Origin of the sequence: Mariprofundus aestuarium (assembly GCF_002795805.1) — a bacterium.
GTDB classification, from domain to species: domain Bacteria; phylum Pseudomonadota; class Zetaproteobacteria; order Mariprofundales; family Mariprofundaceae; genus Mariprofundus; species Mariprofundus aestuarium.
In genome coordinates, this window is the sequence record NZ_CP018799.1 from 1,174,114 (window position 1) to 1,193,762 (window position 19,649).

At 51.0% G+C, this 19,649-nt stretch carries 20 protein-coding genes; 5 read left to right on the top strand and 15 right to left on the bottom strand.

Annotated features, from left to right (window positions below):
- Positions 1-4 precede the first annotated feature (4 nt).
- From Ga0123461_RS05785 to Ga0123461_RS05845, 13 genes are all read right to left on the bottom strand, one after another.
- On the bottom strand, positions 5-1,054 hold the full coding sequence (locus Ga0123461_RS05785) for a glycosyltransferase family 4 protein (RefSeq protein WP_100277463.1): 1,050 nt from the start codon (positions 1,052-1,054) through the stop codon (positions 5-7).
- Positions 1,051-1,824, bottom strand: a complete 774-nt coding sequence (locus tag Ga0123461_RS05790) for a glycosyltransferase family 2 protein (RefSeq protein WP_100277464.1) — start codon at positions 1,822-1,824, stop codon at positions 1,051-1,053. The genes Ga0123461_RS05785 and Ga0123461_RS05790 overlap by 4 nt, the downstream gene beginning before the upstream one ends.
- Entirely contained in the window at positions 1,821-3,515 is a 1,695-nt protein-coding gene (locus tag Ga0123461_RS05795; RefSeq protein WP_100277465.1) for a carbamoyltransferase family protein, read from the bottom strand. The genes Ga0123461_RS05790 and Ga0123461_RS05795 overlap by 4 nt, the downstream gene beginning before the upstream one ends.
- Positions 3,516-3,553: 38 nt before the next feature.
- Positions 3,554-4,153, bottom strand: coding sequence for a methyltransferase domain-containing protein (locus Ga0123461_RS05800; RefSeq protein ID WP_100277466.1), 600 nt, complete (start codon positions 4,151-4,153; stop codon positions 3,554-3,556).
- Between the two features lie 61 nt (positions 4,154-4,214).
- On the bottom strand, positions 4,215-4,784 hold the full coding sequence (locus Ga0123461_RS05805) for a methyltransferase family protein (protein WP_100277467.1): 570 nt from the start codon (positions 4,782-4,784) through the stop codon (positions 4,215-4,217).
- An 11-nt stretch (positions 4,785-4,795) separates the two neighbouring features.
- Positions 4,796-5,566, bottom strand: a complete 771-nt coding sequence (locus tag Ga0123461_RS05810) for a DUF3108 domain-containing protein (protein WP_232710397.1) — start codon at positions 5,564-5,566, stop codon at positions 4,796-4,798.
- Between the two features lie 42 nt (positions 5,567-5,608).
- Positions 5,609-6,643 (bottom strand): glycosyltransferase family 9 protein, encoded by a 1,035-nt coding sequence (locus Ga0123461_RS05815; protein WP_100277468.1) that lies wholly within the window; start codon positions 6,641-6,643, stop codon positions 5,609-5,611.
- Positions 6,644-6,652: 9 nt separating this feature from the next.
- Positions 6,653-7,633 carry a lipopolysaccharide heptosyltransferase II gene (gene waaF, locus Ga0123461_RS05820; RefSeq protein ID WP_100277469.1) on the bottom strand — a complete coding sequence of 327 codons (981 nt, stop codon included), beginning with the start codon at positions 7,631-7,633 and terminating at the stop codon, positions 6,653-6,655.
- Positions 7,630-8,328: a class I SAM-dependent methyltransferase gene (locus tag Ga0123461_RS05825; protein ID WP_100277470.1), complete on the bottom strand. Its 699-nt coding sequence runs from the start codon at positions 8,326-8,328 to the stop codon at positions 7,630-7,632. Before Ga0123461_RS05825 ends, waaF begins: the two co-directional genes overlap by 4 nt.
- Positions 8,325-9,212 carry a lysophospholipid acyltransferase family protein gene (locus Ga0123461_RS05830; protein ID WP_100277471.1) on the bottom strand — a complete coding sequence of 296 codons (888 nt, stop codon included), beginning with the start codon at positions 9,210-9,212 and terminating at the stop codon, positions 8,325-8,327. The genes Ga0123461_RS05825 and Ga0123461_RS05830 overlap by 4 nt, the downstream gene beginning before the upstream one ends.
- A 25-nt stretch (positions 9,213-9,237) precedes the next feature.
- Complete coding sequence (locus Ga0123461_RS05835) at positions 9,238-9,408, bottom strand: Trm112 family protein (protein ID WP_100277472.1); 171 nt, start codon at positions 9,406-9,408, stop codon at positions 9,238-9,240.
- A 131-nt stretch (positions 9,409-9,539) separates the two neighbouring features.
- Positions 9,540-10,202, bottom strand: a complete 663-nt coding sequence (locus tag Ga0123461_RS05840; protein WP_100277473.1) for a Bax inhibitor-1/YccA family protein — start codon at positions 10,200-10,202, stop codon at positions 9,540-9,542.
- Positions 10,203-10,259: 57 nt separating this feature from the next.
- Positions 10,260-10,712, bottom strand: a complete 453-nt coding sequence (locus Ga0123461_RS05845; protein ID WP_100277474.1) for an FxsA family protein — start codon at positions 10,710-10,712, stop codon at positions 10,260-10,262.
- Between the two features lie 285 nt (positions 10,713-10,997).
- Here Ga0123461_RS05845 and Ga0123461_RS12460 point away from each other — a divergent pair, with 285 nt between their 5' ends.
- The 5 genes from Ga0123461_RS12460 (at position 10,998) to Ga0123461_RS05870 (ending at position 17,397) form a co-directional block, all read left to right on the top strand.
- Positions 10,998-12,239 (top strand): HD domain-containing phosphohydrolase, encoded by a 1,242-nt coding sequence (locus Ga0123461_RS12460; protein WP_232710398.1) that lies wholly within the window; start codon positions 10,998-11,000, stop codon positions 12,237-12,239.
- Between the two features lie 440 nt (positions 12,240-12,679).
- Entirely contained in the window at positions 12,680-14,932 is a 2,253-nt protein-coding gene (gene pflB, locus Ga0123461_RS05855; protein WP_100277476.1) for a formate C-acetyltransferase, read from the top strand.
- A gap of 71 nt (positions 14,933-15,003) precedes the next feature.
- Positions 15,004-15,798, top strand: a complete 795-nt coding sequence (gene pflA, locus Ga0123461_RS05860) for a pyruvate formate-lyase-activating protein (RefSeq protein ID WP_100277477.1) — start codon at positions 15,004-15,006, stop codon at positions 15,796-15,798.
- Positions 15,799-15,958: 160 nt separating this feature from the next.
- Positions 15,959-17,017, top strand: coding sequence for a ribosome small subunit-dependent GTPase A (gene rsgA, locus Ga0123461_RS05865; protein ID WP_100277478.1), 1,059 nt, complete (start codon positions 15,959-15,961; stop codon positions 17,015-17,017).
- A 134-nt stretch (positions 17,018-17,151) separates the two neighbouring features.
- Entirely contained in the window at positions 17,152-17,397 is a 246-nt protein-coding gene (locus Ga0123461_RS05870) for a hypothetical protein (protein ID WP_100277479.1), read from the top strand.
- A 48-nt stretch (positions 17,398-17,445) separates the two neighbouring features.
- Here the strand turns inward: Ga0123461_RS05870 and Ga0123461_RS05875 are convergent, their stop codons facing one another.
- Positions 17,446-18,267 carry a formate/nitrite transporter family protein gene (locus tag Ga0123461_RS05875; RefSeq protein ID WP_100277480.1) on the bottom strand — a complete coding sequence of 274 codons (822 nt, stop codon included), beginning with the start codon at positions 18,265-18,267 and terminating at the stop codon, positions 17,446-17,448.
- Positions 18,268-18,375: 108 nt separating this feature from the next.
- On the bottom strand, positions 18,376-19,617 hold the full coding sequence (locus Ga0123461_RS05880; protein ID WP_100277481.1) for a DEAD/DEAH box helicase: 1,242 nt from the start codon (positions 19,615-19,617) through the stop codon (positions 18,376-18,378).
- Positions 19,618-19,649: the final 32 nt, after the last annotated feature.

Genomic DNA, 19,649 nt, shown 5'->3' on the forward strand with positions numbered 1-19,649 from the left:
TTAACTATTTCAACGTTATAGAAGCATAAACATCAAGGTATTCACGTGCTACATCTTGCCAGCTATGCTTGTAGATGGGCGGTGGTGAAGTACGGTTTAGCAACTCGTCACATGCTGTAACCCAGTTATCCGTTGTACTGTTTTCATCCAATACACGACCCAGGCCCTCTGTAATCTCTGTTGCTGCACCGCACTGGTTGGAAATGACGACGGGTACCTGCGTGGCTAGAGCTTCAGTAATAACCATGCCGAATGGCTCCCGCCGGGCCGGGTGTAGCAACAGATCAAACTGCGGTAGAATTTCACGTGATTCGGCCAGCCCCAGCAGGCGATAGCCGCCCTGCCAATGCTTGAAGAGGTGGGAAACCTTTTCCGGATCCGGGCCCAGCACCCATAGTTCACAGTCGGGTCGCTGCAGGCGCAGTTGTTCAACGATGCTTGCCGCACGATCAAGCCCTTTGCGTTTCCACTCTTTGCCGATGAAGCCGATGACTCCACCCTTGGCCGGGATATCCCGGTTTGGACGCACTTCTCCAGACTCCACCCCCGGCACCACCGGAGGGGTTAAGCGCGGTGCAATAACCGGATAGGCATCAATCAACTCCCCGGCAATCAGCTCCGAGTTGGGTGTGACTCTCTGTACCTGCTCTCCGCATAACTCACGCTCTTCCAGCCAGAGGTTTGCATAGACTCGCAATGAGGCGCGTTTCCACCATGGTGATTGACGGATGCGGGCAAAGGGTGGTCCGTGAAATGTTGTGATGTGGTGTACGCCGGTAGTTTCATGGCTGTGAATGATCGTGTTCTTCTGCGGGTGCTGCTTGATCCAGGCTGTGACCTTGCGGGAGAAGAGCAGGGCGGATAACCAGCGCGGTTTACGTAGCCCCTGACCAAGCAAGTGAACCTGAATATTTTCAGAAGGATTCAGATGGCAATGCTCACAAAGCACCTGCACATCTGCACCGAGTTCAGCCTGAGCCCGGCTTACCTCCCACGCATAACGTTCCATGCCGCCGACAGGACCGTACTGGCGAACAATGTGCAGTACCTTCATTCCTGATCTTTTTTCTGTAGCTCGTAGGCTTTGGCATATTTCAGGTAGGAGGTCAGCGTGGATGTCATGCTGTGTGTCAGCCCCGCAATGCCGTCGAGAAAGCCTAGTCTGAAAATGTAGCCGCGCAGGAAACGCCACAGCGAGCGGAAGAAGAGTTGGCTGAAGGTTACCTGTTTTCCTGATTCAACGATGATCTCCGCCTGCAGCTCGGTGTAACGATTGATTTTCTCAATGTACTCGGCAAGCGATTCAACCGTTTTGTGCCGAATGCTGCCCTCAAGTTTTCCGGTAGAGCCACTGATTTCGATATGTTCGTGGATCTGGCGGCTGTTCCAGTCGCCTGCCTGTCGATTGAACAGGCGAATATGCGGGTCTGGGTAGGCTTCGCCATGGCGCAGCCAGCGACCCATCAGGAAATGCTCAAAGTTACATTCAAATGCAATAATGGATTCTGGTAAGTTTTGGAATGTGTTTCTAATGCTTGTAGCCAGTTGATCGGTAACATGCTCATCAGCATCGAGATTGAGTATCCAGTCGTACCTGGCCTGGCTCGTTGCAAACTGCTTCTGTGCGCCATATCCCGGCCAGGTATGATGAATGACCCTTGCACCATGTGCTTCTGCGATCGCAACCGTTTTATCGCTGCTGCCGGAGTCCACTACCACGATGTCGTCCGCCCACTGAACGCTATTCAGGCACTCTCCAATGCGTTTCTCCTCATTGCAGGCAATGATAGTGACGCTGATGGGGAGCTTGCCGGAGTGACTCATTCAGGCAGATATATCAGGAAAGGTCCGAGAATCAGTGCATCGAGCTTTGCATCGAGAAATGCACGAATGGCATCCGATGCTGTGCAGACGATGGGCTCTTCATGCATATTGAAACTGGTGTTGATGACACTCGGCACGCCGGTCAGGGCATGGAACTCTCTGAGGATATCATAATAGCCTTCATTATCTTCTCGCAGAATCACCTGAGGTCGGGCGGTCTGATCGACATGCACAGCTGCCGGAATGTTCTCTTTAGCGATATCCGCAGCATCGTAGGTAAGTGTCATAAAGCGTGCTGCTTTATGATCAGGCTTCCAGCCAGGGAAATAGTCCGTGCAGTAATCTTCCAGAATCACCGGTGCGAACGGCATGAACTCTGTGCGCTGGAACTTCTTGTTCAGCCAGTCGTTGATCTCCGGGTCAGAGCAGGGGGCCATGACGGTTCTATTGCCGAGCGCACGCGGTCCATACTCCATGCCGCCACAGGCGCGGGCTACAACCTTGCCACTGGCCAGAAGTTCGGCCGCAGCCTTTGCCATGTTCTCAGGTCGCTGATAGCTGATACCAGCCTCATTCAGCGCCTCTTCAGCACTCTCATCGGTGATGGCAGTTCCGAGGTAAATATTGTTCATGAAACGCGGCAGTTCACCGGGGTTGAGATCAGCATAGGCCTGCAGGGCGGCACCGGCAGCAAGACCACCATCGCCCATGTTGGGATGAATGTAGATATTGTCGATTCCCGGCAGCTCAAGAATACGCTGATTCAGTTTTACATTGGCAAAGATGCCACCAGCCAGTGCCAGATAGGAGACATCCATTTCAGCTGCATAGGCAGCTACCTTGTCGCAAACCAGCTTTTCGGTGAAAGCCTGAAGCCCAGCGGCAATGTCTTCCTTGCTCAAGCCCTCAGTGAGTTCAGCAATACTGTTTTGCGCCATATCGCCATGCTGCCTGAGTGTGCACTTGGCAAGCTTGGCATGAAGCAGGTGGTTCCAGTCATCGGGGTTCGCAAGCTCCATAAGGCGGCTATAGAGCGGATCAGGCTTACCAAAGGCAGCCAATCCAAGCACCTTGCCTTCATGGCGGGTGGCTTTAAAGCCCAGGAAGATGGTGAAGGCGGAGTAGAGCAGGGCAAGGCTGTTGAGGGCATGCAGATGTTCAACGTGCTGCATTTTACCATGCTCACCGATCCAGGCTGAACCCCAGGAGAAATCACCTGATCCATCCATGGATATAACACCAACCTTTTCACCCTTAAATGGTGATGAAAAATAGGCGGATGCAGCATGTGCCTGATGATGTTCAATAATGCTTAAGGGTTTGGAGGTGAACGCCTCAGGCATTTTAGGACGCGACCGGAACACTCGTGTATACCGGTTTAACTGCTGTTTGCGGTAGAAGCTTCGGATGTCGTCATCTTCCTTGGCCAGTTCTGCAATATGTTTATACAGGCGATCCAGAGCAGGGCGCTGATGCGCATGATCAAGACCCGAGAGTGCTACGTGGTCAATCTGGTTTGCCGAGACGCCGGCAATTTTGAGCACCTCATTAATGGCAGCGTGCGGGTAGCTGTTATCCAGTTTGACTCGTGACAGGCGCTCCTCTTCAATGGCAGCAATCACTTCGCCACCCCTGATCAGGGCGGCAGAGGTGTTGTGATGGGAGATGTCGTTAATGCCAAGTACAATCATGATTGTCCTCTGCCTGAGAAAGGGTGGTTCACTTCAGATTAATCCTTGATCGCTTCCAGTTCAAAGTAGACGCTGGAGGCAGGAAAAACCCATGAGAGGCGGCGCTCAAACTGCCAGGAGAAGGCATTGGCTACCAGACTGATACCAAGGGCAGTGCTAAGGTCATCAAAGAAGATTTTACTGTCAGTCAGCTTGAAACGGCAGTTGTAAAACTCCCACTCATGCGAATCTTCACAGAAGTAGTCAAATGATCCGCGTGAGAAGAAGTGGCAGTGCTGCCAGTGGCGGTAAGCCTCAACACTTGAGAAGTGAGGCGTGTTGATGATCAGTTTTCCACCCGGTTTCAGCAGGCGGTAAAATTCATCCATGATCTTGGGCAGGTCCTGGAAATGCTCAAGGAAATGGAAACACCAGATCATGTCAAAGCTGCTGTCTTCAAAGGGGTATGGGAACTCGTTCAGGTTATAAACGACATCAGCCTGTAACTCCTTTGATTCGTAGGAGCGGACATTATAGTCGAGTCCCGTAGCGCCCTTGAACTTGACGCAGCCGCAGGCAACATCCAGCACTTTTTTGTCTGCATACTCAGCTTCATAGCGAGCTTTCCGCTTCAGCGGGTGATCAAATAATCGCGCCATACCGGTTCATTCCTCGATTAATGGGGTCTTCAAACCACAATGATTTATGTGCCAGCGGATACTACCAGCTGCCGTGCAATAGGCCCAATGTAGCGAACATGAGAAGTCCGGCAATGAGGCCCAGGATGTTGTTAAGTTCACGGTGCTGGGTTACCAAGGCAGGGTTGAAGTTTCCTGCGCTTCCTTTTGCACTCCAGCGGGGAATGATGCGAGGCGTGGTCTGCATGTATGTTTTATACTCATCACCAAACATCTCGCTCAACTGAGCTTCCTCTCTCTGCATGGTCGGTATGAAGATCAGCCAGAATACTACAATACCCATAACTGCCACCCATAACTCAGCGCCTGCAATCATGTAACCAATCATGATGAGGAAGTGGCCTAGGTATAGCGGATGCCGGCAGAGCGCATATGGGCCTGTTTGCGTGACCTCTTTGAACTTATGAATGTGACCGGAAGCCCACACGCGAACCAGTTCTCCGGCTACGATAAACGGGAGTCCCCACAACATGGCCTCAAAACTCGGGCGGATGAAAACCAGAACCAGAACCGCAAATGCGTAGGTAAGTTTGATGCGGTGCTCGATTACCAGGCGGTGCCAGGTGGATTTGTCTGCGATGTCAGTGCTCATTAAATGTGATCCTATGGTGTAGGCGTTGCTTTTCGGTAGGCGTTCAGGTGCGCAAAGATACGGCCAAATTTAATTTTTGCAGCCATTTTGATTGGAATGTGGCGTTCGTCGTTGCTCAGCCAGAGTGTCATTTCCCCCTTGTTGGTGAAAATTCCTTCTGTTTTCAACTTCGGGCGAACAAGGATGCACTCCACCTTTTCGCCCCAGGGTGCCTTCAATGTCTCTTTCTCACTCAGTACTATCACCTCAATTTCGTACCGTTTTCGGGAATCGAAGACGGGAACCTTTAGCGTTTGTCCAGGTATCAACTTCAGATTGCGCACGGCGAAAAAAGCATCGATAACACTCAGGTGACCTGCATCAACATCGAAAAACTCTGTGACCTTGTTCTGGGTGTGGGAGACCTTGTTCTCTTTCCAGAGAAACTCCGTACGTTTTTTTGCCGTGTATTTGCGTTCATGCAGGTCAGCGTTGAACAGCGTACTCTGCATGCGTCCATCTACACATACCCCTTCGGCCGTAATGTAGTCACGCACTTTTCTGAAGATGTCGAGTGCTTTATTGGTTTTGGCAACTGTATTGATCTGCCAGCCGTTGCCCTTGGGCTTTATATCCATGGTGGCGGAGCCAGCATTGATGAACTCCCAGTTAACATCAAATGCCAGATGCTCACCGATATAGGGCATGCAGTGGGGGGCTCTTACCTCAAGGGGTTCAGCATGGGCGGTAAAGGCTGAGATACAGCCTACCATCAGGGAGATGAGAAGAGTTTTAATGTTCACTGTTTTACCCCCTGACAAAAAGCCCTGACAGGCAACTCAGGCTCAAATGATATCAATGGCGTCGAGAATCCTGCTGGCCTGAATAGCATCCATACAGATAAAGTTGTCGCACTTGCGTTTGAAGCAGGGGCCACATGCCGGGTTTGATTCGATATGCCAGTGTAAACGTTTATCCTGTTCATTCTCTGTGCACTCCAGCGGGGCTGATCTCCATGAAGCCGAGGGTCCCCAGAATGTTATTGTCGGCTTGCCTAATGCCGCAGTCAGATGAAGCAGGCCCGTATCTGCACCAACAGCAACACGGGCATGCCTGATCAACGTGGATAATTGTGACATGTTTAAACGTTCAGGTAAGGCGAAGCCGTTGCTCCGCGAGGCGTAACTTTCCGCCTGTACCTTTTCACGCTCATTGCCCCAGCTGAAAAGTGGAACGATATTTCGCGCCTTCAACCCTTCGGCAACAGCCAGCCAGGTGGCTGAAGGAAGCTGTTTTGTCTCCCAGCCGCCAGCGGCGTGCAGGATTACATAGCTGTTCTCCTCAAGTCCAAGGTGGGAGATCAGCCCTTTCTCTTCAACACAGCGGCTCTCTTCGATGTTGATGGCAGGTGGTGCATAGGGGATCGACTCTGCCGCTGTGCCATTGATGAAAGGGGCTGCTGCAATGCGGCGATAGTACTGTACGACATGGCGTTCATCATTATGGAAACTGACATTGCAAATCAACAGGCTGGCCGGTTTCTCACGCAGGAAATTCCTGTCAAAACCGAACACGGGGCTCCCGCAAAGCCGTGAGAGAAGGGCTGACTTCATCAACCCCTGCAGGTCGAGAATGGCATCAAACCCGATAGCTCGCAGCTTACGTGTGACCTTCCATGCTGATCTAATGGGGTGATCACCCTTCAGGGCAACTGCATGCACCTGTACCTGTTTTGGAAGGATGTCGGTAACAAAGCGGTAGCGTTCATCAACCAGCCAGTGAACCTCTTCCACCTCGGGGCGTGCAAGCAGATCATCCAGAGCCGGCAGGCAGTGAATGATATCGCCAAAGGCGGAGAGACGGACAATCAGAACCTTCATGATGCCTGGTCAGCCATTGAGCATGGTCAGGCAGGCGCTTGTCAGCATCTGGGGCGTAATGTTGGCCATGCAGGGGTGGCCGGGAACCGTGCACTCGCGTTGAAGGCAAGGGCTACACTCAGCCGGTTGGTAGATAATTGTAACCTTGGGCCCGCTGGGCGATGTGCGGGCAGGGTCAGTTGCGCCAAAGGGCACCACGGTGGGGATGCCTAGCCCTGCGGCCACATGCATCAGTCCGGAATCATTACAGAGCATCAGCTTTGAGGCGGCAATCAACTGTAGCGCCTGTGCCAGTGTCGTCTCACCTGCGGCATTCCAGAGGGGGATATCAATGCCTTTGAGTATCTCTTCGGCAACAGCGCGATCCTCACTCATGCCGAGAATCAGTGGTTGCCAGCCATCACTTGCCAGTCCAGTGACGACCGCAGCAAACCCGTCAGCAGGGTAACACTTGGCAGCGCCGAACTGTGCGCCGGGTGCAATGCAGATGGTTCGTTCCGGATCGAGTCCATGCTCCTGCATCTGAATTTTACCGCGCTCTAAATCACCCTCGGGCACACTCAGTTCAACCTCATCATTGTCAGAATCAATACCTGTCTGCTTTGCAAGGTCGAGGTGGAAACCTCTATGGTGCTCTACGCTGATGTCGATACGGTGTGGCAGAGCATGACTCAGCAAAAGGCTGCGCCACTGGCCGCGATAGCCAATGATTGTTTTAACGCCTGACTTCCTGCACTGCCAGGCAGACCTGAAGCTGTTGGGGAAGAGGTAAGCGGTATCGGCAGCTGGAATGGTATCGGCATATTCCGCACCCTTGATGTTCAGCCAAGGGAGAAGCTCCTTAAGCCAGCCGCGTCCGCACAGGGTGATCTGGCAGTTCTCATGCTGTTTCCGGTAGTGGCTGGCAATGGCAGCCATGGCAGGTTGGGCCATGATGACATCGCCGATCCAGTTCGGTGGCATCAACAGCAGGTGGTGGTCACTGCTCATGAAGGAGTGACCGTATCCCTGTGTCCGTCGTTGCGGCTGCAGATAAAGACCATCTGCTCACGCTTGAAAAAAGGGATCCAGATTTTCAGCTTTCGCTGCTTGATCTCCTCTTTGATCCTGAAATGGCGGGATAGTGTGCGCCGGATACCCGTGAGAGAATAGTAATAGGGGCGTGTCTTTCCACACAGGTAGGGGGAGATCTGCTCCGCTAGGTAGTGCAGTCGCGCCTCAAGTGGGCTATGGGTTCGCATATCGACAATTAGCGTGCCACTAGGTTTCAGTATGCGCTCTATCTCATGCATGATCAGTTCAGGGTTCAGGGAGAATGAGATCGTATTCAGGCAGATTACCATATCGAAACTTTCAGCAGGTTTGTTGATGCGCTCAGCTGTCGAAGCAATCATCTCGCCATCCGGAAGCATCCCTGGAAACTGGCGACGAAAATCATCGATCAGGGGGTCGAGGTAGGTCTTGTTCTTCTGAGGCAGGTATTGGCTCAGGCAGATCGGCCCGCAGCCGATCTCAAGAATCGAGCCCTCCTCAGGGTACTGTGCAGCATAACGCTGAAGGATGGGCAGCAGATTGCGCTCCTGCTCATCCCGATCGACATTGGGGCTGTGTTTTTTCCACCGCTCAATGGTTTTGTTTTGGGAGTTATTCCAGCGATTACGGGAGATCGGCTTATGTTTGCTCATGATGCCTGCTCGCTGTTCTGCTCAAGCTCATCGAGATAGAGCCAGCGGCGGTGAATCCAGAGCCACAGCTCAGGGCGATGATGGATAGTCGGTGTAAACGAATCACATATGGCCTGCATGGTTGCGACCTCATTGCGTTTCTCTCCATCTGAAGCTGCAGGGGGCTCAATAGGCCAAAAACGCAGTTTAAAACGAAATGATCTGCCGATTCGATCAAGCCGAACGCCGAATAGCGGGGTGTTATACTTGGAGGCGAAGGTAGCTGGCAGGGTGGTCGTATTGGCCATCTGTCCAAGAAATGGAACGGGTGTTCCGTTGGAGAGGTGCTGGTCGATCATGACAGCGATAGTGTGCCCGTTTTTCAGTGCCCGGGGAAGCCAGCGTAACCCTTCGAACCTTGATTGAAGGTGTGCCCCGAAACGCCCGCGTGCACTCTGGATGAACCGGTCTGCCGATGCCTGCCTGAGAGGGCGGTAAATGATATCCGATTCGTAGCCGAGCATTGAGATAGCGAGGCCACCGAGCTCCCAGTTGCTGTGATGCATGGCGGTCAGGATTACACCGTCGCCTTTTTCTACAGCTGCCCTGAATTCCTCTTCACCCTCGATCTCTATGCGCGAAAGCAGAAACTCTCGGGAACGTATGAATACATGCGGAATCTCGAGCATGGTGCGTCCCAGTTCGGCAAAGGATTCATGGGCCATGCGTATTTTCCAGGCATCGTCTTTTTCGGGGTAGATTCGATTCAGGTTTCGCAGGGCAATATGGCGGTGGCGACTATCGATCAGGTAGAAAAGCCGACCAAACCCCGCACCCACTGCGCCGAGAAGGCGTACCGGTAGCAACTGCACCAGAAAAAAGAGGGTTTTGATGAGAAAGACCAATGTGGTGATCCAATAAGGCTTCAGATCAGTCAGTAAGTTCTTTTGCCTCTTCGATCAGCATGACGGGGATGTCATCGCGGATCGGGTACTCCAGTTTGCACGCGTCGCACACCAGTCCATTTTTACTGTCGTTGTAGCGGATATCGCCCTTGCATTTCGGGCAGGCGAGAATTTCCATCAGTGCTTTATCCAACATTGTTCACTCCATCGATACGGTTACAAAGCCAAAGGCGGTATCATAACGAAAATGCGGCCTGAAAACAGGCCGCATTGTTAATCGTTTAAAGGATGCCCTGAAAAGTCAGCTCATCCGCTAAATTACTACAGTTATTCGTCACCGAGCATGCCGAACATGGCAAGCAGGTGCTGAAAGAGCAGGAAGACGTCCAGATAGAGCGTCAATGCTGCTGAGATATACTCATCATTCGGATAATCACGCAGGATGTTTGATGTGTCATAGAGGATAAATGCCGAGAAGAGCAGTACTCCCACACCAGAGAGGGTGAGTGCAAGCATTGGCGATTCAAAGAAGAAGTAGTTAGAGAGTCCGAGCACGATCATGGCGATCAGGCCAGTCCAGACAAAACCCTTCAGGAATGAGAAGTCGCGTTTGGAGATAAAGGTGTAGGCGGTGAGTGAAACAAAAGCCACTGCTGTGGTCATATAGGCCTGCATCACCAGTGAACCTGATTTAGCTGCAACCATGCCAACCAGCGGTGCAATGGCCATGCCTGTGATGGCGCCAAAAACAATCAATGCAACAAAGTTCAGGCCTGGAACGTGGCGAACCTTCTGTACGGCGAAAATGCCACCGATCATGATAAAGAGCATCATCCATGGATGTTCATAAGGGAATGCCATGCCGAGTGACATGTAAGCGCCAACACTGCCTGCAGCGATGCAGAGAGCCAGCATGCCATAGGTTTTGCCCAGGAAGCTGATGCGTGCGTCAGCCAGATGTGCGGATGATGCGATTGTTGCTGAATTCATTGATACCTCCGAAATAAGAAACGTAATGTAGGGCTTAGAATAAACGGGTCAAGCGCGTTAGGGATGAAACTTCTCTTCCGAAATCACCTCGGCATCGATGATATGCGGACTCTCCTTGCGGCTGGCCCCGTGAGATGCGCCTCCATGAGGAGTGCCGATCTGCTGAATCGGCATCAGCTTATTGATGATCAACTGACGAAGCTGAGGGATTAGCAGCAGAAACCCGATGCTGTCGGTAATAAATCCCGGTGTGAACAGCATCAGTCCGGAAACAGCCAGCATCAATCCGTGGAATCCATGATCGGCAGGCAGTTCGCCATGCGCCATGCGCTGCTGTGCCTTAAGGAGCGTGCTGATACCCTGAACGCGGATCAACCATCCGCCGAGTGCCGCAGTAAGCAGGCAGAGTGCAATGGTGGATAGTCCGCCAATGCCACTGCCAACCTCAATCAGCAGCCACAGTTCCAGCAGCGGAACAGTGATAAATAATAGAAATACAAATCTTAGCATAGGCTATGTATAGGGGCAGGGCGACGCGAGTTCAAGAGGCAAGCTTAATTGAGCGTGCTGGCAGGGAAGCATGAAGCACATTCGATTCATCTCTGCTAATATAGTATTGCAACATTCAAATAATTTAGACTGGTTGATACTCTTATGAAAATGGATAAACAATCAGACCTTATTGAACGCAGGACTGGGCCAAGAAGGGGCGAATTCCCTCCCAGAACATGGTTCTGGATATTGCTCGCCGGCTGGTCCCTGGCTGTTCTATCCTCACTTGGGTGGAGTCTCTTCTTGGAGGGCGAAACAGTAAGAGAACATGCACTTCATGATGCGGATGTTCATATTGAGAAGACCATATCATTTCGAAAGTGGGCCGCTGAGCATGGAGGCGTTTATGTGCCGGCAACAAAGCGCACCCCACCCAATCCACATTTATCCATGATTCCGGATCGGGATATCGAAACACCGGGCGGCAAGAAGCTGACACTGATGAATCCGTCTTACATGACCAGGCAACTGTTTGAATTGGAGGATAGGGTCCTGAATGTTCGGGGCCATTTGACCAGCCTCAAGCCACTTCGCCCTGAAAATGCTGCCGATGCCTGGGAGACTGAGGCATTGAAAGCATTTGAGCGCGGTGAAAAAGAGAGAGCCGAACTTAATAACATCGATGGAGAGGATTACATGCGTGTGATGCGCCCCCTGTATGTGGAAAAGCCCTGCCTTAAATGTCATGCGCAACAAGGATACGAGGAGGGGCAGGTTCGCGGCGGTATCAGCGTATCGCTACCCATGGCTCCACTCATAGGTTCGGCAGAACCTGTTGTCGCTACGATGGTTTTTTCCCATGGTCTGATATGGTTTATTGGCTTAATAGGATTGGTCTTCAGTGTAAGAACCGTGCAGGGCCATACCGTTGAACTCGACAATACCGCACGCCTGTTACGAGAAAGTCGAGATCAATTGAACCGGGCTTTAACCAACAGCATTCAGGCGGTTGAAAAAACAGTTGAGGCACGCGATCCTTATACCGCCGGTCACCAGCAGCGTGTTGCCGAGCTCTCCGTTCTGATTGCCCAAGAGATGGGGCTTGAAAAAGAGCGTGTTGATATGATCTATCTGGGTGCCTCCATTCATGATATTGGCAAAATCAGGGTGCCTGTCGAAATATTATCCAAGCCGACCCGTCTTACGGAGCACGAGTACACTCTGATTCAAAGCCATCCTCAAAGCGGTTTTGATATTATCGAAGATATTGATTTCCCTGTTACAGTGAAAAACATTGTTCTGCAGCATCATGAGCGGGTAGATGGGCTGGGGTACCCCCAGGGGCTAAAGGGTGATGAGATTGATCTGGAGGCAAGGATTGTGGCTGTGGCCGATATTTTAGAGGCGATGTCTTCAGACCGTCCCTATCGTCCGGGTAAGGGTATGGATGCGGCTTTGGATGAAGTTCGGAGACAGCGTGGTGTAAGTCTTGATGCCGATGTTGTTGATGCCAGCCTGAAAGTTGTACTCCCACTGAAGTCGTAGATATCAGTCAGGGTAGAGTCAGAAATAACGATGGTTCCCTGTACTTTTCCGGGACGAATTTTTTTATCACTTTTGATGTTGCCACTCAAAAATAATTGGCTGTTTATATGTTGACCGTGCACGGTTCATCTTTAGTATGCGCTTCAAGTTACTACGTGCTCCAACAAGAGAGTGAAAAATAGATGTCTTCCGCGCAAGTATGCCGCCAAGTTTTAAAGATGAGTCTGAGTATCAGGGTCGTCTCTCACCGCCCGCCAAGGGCGCTGGTTGAGGCCTTTTTTCTCGAGTCCTGTCCCTGTCCCTGTCCCTCTCAATCCTGATTGTCGACTTGAAAGCCCGATGGGCTTTTCCATCCTCCATGAATACCTGTTAAAGCGGCTTTGCCGCAATAGCTCGCTGCCTGTGGCAGTTGAAGCTCACCCACAAACAAAGGAATTATCGTGAATTCACCAGAAGCAACTTTAGATCTGAAACCATGGCTCAACTTTAAGGGCAGTGAATGGAAAGAACGGATTGATGTCCGCGATTTCATTCAGCAAAACTATTTGCCATTTGAAGGCGATGACAGCTTTCTGGCTCCTGCTACTGAGCGCACCAAACAGCTGTGGGTGGAGATTTCAGTTCTGATCGAGCAGGAACGACTCAAGGGTGTCTTGGATGTGTCCAGTGATATCGGCTCTTCCATTACAGCCCATAAACCGGGTTACATCAATAAGAAGATGGAGCTGATCGTAGGGTTGCAAACCGATGCACCGCTTAAGCGTGCCATCATACCCAACGGCGGCCTGCGTATGGTGGAAGCCGGTCTTCAGGCTTATGGCTATGAGCTTGATGCATCCGTTAAAGAGGCCTTTCAGCGTTACCGTAAAGACCACAACCAGGGCGTGTTTGATGTCTATAGCCCCGATATCCTTGCCTGCCGCCGCTCCGGTATTATCACTGGTCTGCCTGATGCCTATGGCCGTGGCCGCATCGTAGGTGATTATCGCCGCGTGGCACTTTATGGCGTCGATTTCCTGGCGACTGAGAAGGGGCGCGAAAAGGCTGAGCTCAATGATGTCGCATTCAGCGAAGAGGTACTGCGCAGCCGCGAAGAGATGTCTGAACAGATCAGGGCACTGGAAGAGCTCAAGCAGATGGCTGCCAGCTACGGTTTTGATATCGGTCGCGCGGCAACCACGGCACAAGAGGCCGTGCAATGGACATACTTTGGCTACCTGGCTGCGATCAAGGAGCAGAATGGCGCGGCCATGTCGATTGGCCGAATCTCAACATTTCTGGATATCTACATCCAGCGCGATATTGATGCGGGCCTTCTCGATGAGTCAGGCGCACAGGAGTTGATTGATGATCTGGTGATCAAGCTGCGTATCGTGCGTTTCTTGCGTACCCCTGAATATGATCAGCTCTTCTCGGGTGACCCGGCTTGGGTGACTGAAACCATCGGTGGTATGGGCGAAGATGGACGCACGTTGGTAACCAGAAACAGTTATAGATTCCTGCATACCCTCTACAACCTCGGTCCTGCACCTGAGCCTAATCTCACCGTACTCTGGTCGAATGCGATGCCTAAGGGGTTTAAGGATTTCTGCTCCCGTGTTTCTATTGAGACCAGTGCTATCCAGTATGAATCTGATGACCTGATGCGTCAGCATTGGGGCGATGATTACGCTATTGCCTGCTGTGTTTCAGCCATGCGTATCGGCAAGCAGATGCAGTTCTTCGGCGCTCGCTGCAACTTGGCGAAAACCATGCTCTATGCGATCAATGGTGGGGTAGACGAAAAGAGCGGCGTGAAGGTTGTCGACGGTTTTGAGCCGATCACTGCCGAATACCTCGATTATGATGAGGTTGTTGCGAAATTCGAGAAGATGATGGATTGGCTTGCCACGACCTATATCAAGGCACTCAACGCCATCCACTTCATGCATGATAAATACCATTATGAGCGTATTGAGATGGCGCTGCATGACCGCGATATCCTGCGCACCATGGCATGCGGTATTGCCGGTCTCTCCGTGACTGCCGACTCACTCTCTGCCATCAAATTCGCCAAGGTACGTGTGATCCGCGATGAGAAGGGTTTAGCCACCGACTTTGCCATTGAAGGTGAGTTCCCGGCATATGGTAACAACGATGACCGGGTGGATAACATTGCCGTATGGCTGGTTGAGACGTTCATGGAGAAGATCCGTAAACACAAGACCTACCGCGACAGTGTGCCTACCCAGTCTGTTCTGACTATCACCTCTAATGTGGTCTACGGCATGAAGACCGGCAACACACCTGATGGTCGCCGTGCCGGTGAGCCATTTGCACCCGGTGCAAATGCGATGAACGGACGCGACACCAAAGGCTTTATCGCTTCCGGAGCTTCGGTTGCCAAACTGCCATATGATGCAGCACTCGACGGTATTTCATGGACGGCAACGTGCACAGAAGGCGCATTGGGGCAGACTCTCACGGATCGGGTCAACAACCTGAGCAACTGTGTTGACGTGTTCTGTAACGCCAGCGGTTTTCACGTGAATGTGAATGTGCTGAATCGGGATACATTGCTTGATGCGATGGAGCACCCTGAGAACTATCCTCAGCTCACACTGCGCGTTTCCGGTTATGCGGTGAATTTCATCAAACTGACCCGGGAGCAGCAGTTGGACGTGATCAATCGTACCTTCCACCTCAGTTTTTAGAGCAGTTGTAATACAACGACGCTGCCTTGCCATTTTGGCAAGGCAGCCATCTATAGGGCAGACTCACAGACATGAATCAGAACAACGAGGTTAAACCCCCGGGCTCTATTACGCCTGCCTGTGTCGATGAACAGGGCAGGCTTTCAGGGTTTGTGCACTCCTTTGAGATGGGGAGTGCTGTTGATGGCCCCGGCATGCGTTTTGTGGTGTTTGTTTCCGGCTGTCAGTTTCGTTGTCTCTATTGCCACAATCCAGATACCATAAAAATACATAATGGCACGGTCATGACGGTGGATCATATCATCGAAGAGATAGCCGAATTCGCCTCGTTCCTGCGCTTTGCAGGTGGCTTGACGATCTCTGGAGGCGAGCCGCTGATGCAGGCGGATTTTGTCCGCGAGATCTTTTATCTCGCCAAGCACGATTATAATCTGCACACAGCACTCGATACTCAGGGTTTTCTGGCCGCTCACCTTGAAGACGAATATTTTGATGATATCGATCTGGTACTGCTTGATATCAAGCATATTGATCCGGATAAATACCTGGCATTAACCTCCAAGCCGCTGCAGCCGACGCTAGATTTTGCCCGGCGCCTCTCTGATATGGGTAAGAAAATGCGCATACGTTATGTGCTGGTGCCGGGTTACACCGATGATTTCGATGACGTGGAAAAACTGGCTGCGTTTATTTCGACGCTACAGGGCGTTGAACGCGTAGAAGTGCTGCCATTTCACAAGATGGGTGAGCATAAGTGGGAAGAGCTGGGTTTTAAATACCATTTGAAAGATGTTCAAACACCTACCACTGAACTATTGAAGCGCGTCATTGATCAGTTCCGTAACCATGGTCTGACAGCCTGCTAAGAGCATACAGCGCGCATCGCGCTGATATAGGCACTCCTTCATTTTTAGCGCCACAGTGGATAGGTTTGATCCTCTAGGCGTTGTGGGAAATCAGGAGATGGGAAAATTCTAGAAATTAATCAAATTTACCTTAGGCAATATTACAGAGTCGTGTCCCTGCATGAGTAAAATCGACTTTGGTTTGGACAGTTGGTTTGAGGAGCGTGCCAGTGATCTGTGTGGTTCAGAATATGAACTTGCCCGGGTGATCGCGGTCGACCGGGAACGCTTTGTCGTTCATGACGGTGAGTCTGAAATCTATGCTGTGCTGACACGCAAGTTTGTCCAAGCCACTGAATCACCTGCTGACTTTCCGGTAGTGGGGGACTGGGTCTCTATTGAGCACCATGAGGCGGATGATTTCACCAGCATCAATACCGTACTGCCAAGAAAAACACTGTTGCGTCGCAAGATGGCAGGCACTGAGATTGAGTTCCAGATGCTGGCGGCAAACATTGATACAGCCTTAATCGCCCAATCATGCCACCTCGATTTCAATATCCGCCGCCTTGAACGCTATCTGGTGATGGTCAATCAGGATCGTATTGAGCCGGTTCTGCTGCTGACTAAAACCGATCTAGTCACGCCTGAAGAATTGACGCAGGTGATTGCCAGGATTCGCAAGGCAGGCATTGATCATGATATCATCACACTAAGTAATGTGACCGGTGAAGGCTTGGGTCTGGTTCGTAAGAGGCTCGTTGCGGGAAAAACCTGCTGCCTGCTTGGTTCCTCTGGAGCCGGTAAAACCTCGCTGATGAATCACATTGCCAGCACCAGCTTTAAAACAAAATCCGTGAGTGTCTCCGGTGCAGGCAGGCACACCACGGTTCGTCGCAGGCTCATGATGCTCGATAACGGTGCAATGTTGATTGATATGCCGGGTGTTCGGGAGTTGGGCGTAATGAGTGGGCGAGAGGGTATTGATGAGCGCTTCTCCGATATAGTGGCGCTTGGAGAAACCTGTCGATTCAATGATTGTGGTCATAGCAATGAACCCGGTTGTGCAATTTTAGAGGCACTAGCCAGCAAGAAACTTGATCAGGATCACTATACTAACTACTTGAAAATAAAAGAAGAGTCAGAATCCTATGAGAAGGCTCATGCCGAGAAGCTTAAAAAGGGAAGGGGTTCCAGACGTCCTGTTTTCTCCAAAACAAAGCATAAGAAAAGGCATTAACAGCCTACACTTTCTTGCCAATTCCCTCAGGATGCCATTGATCACGTCTGCACCATTCCAATAACTGATACCGCCCGATCTAAAACCTAAACAACCTGTTATAGTGTGTTTTTATTTGGGTTACAGGGGGCGGTATGATTATCAAAGAATTCAGCAGAATGGCTACGGCATTAAACGAGGAGGTCAATGTGTTCCAGCGCATTAATGGGTACGTTGCTCTGTTTATGGGGCAAGGCTGTGTTATTAACCAGCTCAGTACGAAGGATGGAAAGATTCAGTATTTCGATGCCAAACTGGATCTGGAAAAACTACTTAAAGACAACTCTTTTAGAGGCACAGTGCATTACTATGAGTCTCAAAGCTTCACCACCATTCAATAATTTCACCCCTGACGGAGCCGGATATGCCCCCTGAAAGCGGGCGTTGCGTCAGCTTGATGGTGATTCAGCAGCTAGAACTGTTTTTCTTCTTGCTGTGAAATAGAGAGCAAACCCTGTAAGTATCATGCCGCCAAGAATATTGCCCAATAGAACCGGGATTTCATTCAACAGCCACCAATCAGAAATGGTGACATCGGCACCCAGCATGATTCCGGCAGGAATCACAAACATATTGACGATGGCATGCTCAAAACCCAGGGAAAAGAAAGTCATGATCGGCAGCCACATGGCTGCAATTTTGCCAATGGTTGTTGTTGCGGTTAATGCCATGACGGTGCCAAGTGTCACCATCCAGTTACAGAGTATGCCGCTGGTAAATGCGGAGATCGTGCCATCAAAACCATAAGGGGCGTATGCAATAGTTTTATGCTCAGCAATGGCTATGATCTTTTGCGCTGCCGCAATGGTTGCGGGGTCAACATGGCCCATCTTGGTAATGACGATGTAATAAAGAACAGCGTAGAAAAGGCTGCCGAGCAGGTTGCCCATGAGTACCCATGTCCAGTTATAAGCCAGTTGAGCAAGTGAGGCCCGGCCATCTTTGATGGCAATCGGCAACAGGGCAAAGTTGCTCGTTCCCAATTCAAGGCCAAGCAGAATGATCATCACAAAGCCAACAGGGAAAAGGACCGCACCCAGAATATCAACCCCGGTCTGTGTCGAAGCAGTTGCCGCCATGGTTGTGGCGTAACCCAGAAACACACCTGACAGGATGCCACGTATCAGCATATACTTTACCGGCAAGCCAGCTTTCTTGGCTCCTGCCTGCAACATACTCTCTACAACATCTTCCGGTTTAACGTATGACATTCTTCAACTCCGCTCTGTTCTCACGGCTAAAGGGAATGTGACCCTTTATCCTTTATTGGATTCGGTGTGATTCTGATCAGCGCGAGGGCGTTGACAGCAGGTGTTGAGTTACTTCTTTTTTCGTTTCTTCGGTTTCTTTTGGTTCAGCCAGGCATCGTGTTCGTTGACCAGTGATTTAAGGTCAACGGCTTCAGGTGAGAGGGCGAGGGTGGCTGCATAATCCTCTTTGTTGATGTTGAGTATTTCGATCGATTTGTTGAGAAACGCCTGAATCTCTTCAAGAAGCGGCCGCTCTTCCAGGCTACAGAATGAGATGGCGATACCCTTGTTCATGCCACGTCCTGTGCGGCCAACGCGGTGCACGTAGTTCTCCACCTTTTCCGGCAGATCGTAATTGATCACATGAGTGACATCAGCGATGTCGATACCGCGGGCGCTGACATCGGTGGCTACCATGATGCGGCATTCACCCTCCCGGAATTGACGCATTGCCTCTGTACGCTCTTTTTGATCCTTATCGCCATGGATGTTTATCGCATCGATGCCAACGCGGCCCATGGCCTTTACAACGCGCTCAGCACGCACTTTGGTGCGTACGAAGACAATTATCTTGCTCTCAGGGTTCTCATTGATGAAACGCTCAAGGAAAAAGCGCTTGTCATCCTGATCGACAAACATCACGGAGTGGGCGATGTTTTTAGAGACCTTGTCCTGAGGTGAAACCTGAATGCGGATTGCCTCACTCTTCACCTGCGAGTAGGCAAGCTTCCTGATCTCATCGTTAATGGTGGCCGAGAAGAAGAGGGTCTGATGGTGGCGTGGAAGCATTTTTTTAACGTATTTGATATCTTCAATAAAGCCGAGATCAAGCATGTGGTCGGCTTCATCAAGGACGAGAGTGTTGACGATGTTCAGGTTAATCACTTTCTGATTGATTAGGTCGAACATTCGTCCCGGCGTAGTAACCAGAATATCTATGCCATCCTGAAGTTTGGCGATCTGGCGCTCCTGCTCAACTCCGCCGTAGAGGGCAAAGGTTTTCACCTTGGTGTGGGCGGAGAGGGTGTCAAAGACCTTGCCGATCTGCATGGTGAGTTCACGCGTTGGCGCCATAACCACGCAGCTGATGCCACGGGTTCGCTTGCTGGTTTTTGCGCGGTGAATTTTATCAATCACCGGAATGGCAAACGCGGCTGTTTTACCTGTGCCTGTCTGGGCAATGGCCAGCACATCTTCACCATTCTGAATCGAGGGGATCGCTTTATACTGGATATCAGTCGGGCGTATAAACCCGAGTTTCTTCAGGTTCTTTTTGATGTCTTGGGAGATGTAATATTGATCAAACTTCATGGTGCCTCAGTTTACTGAACAGATATGGATTG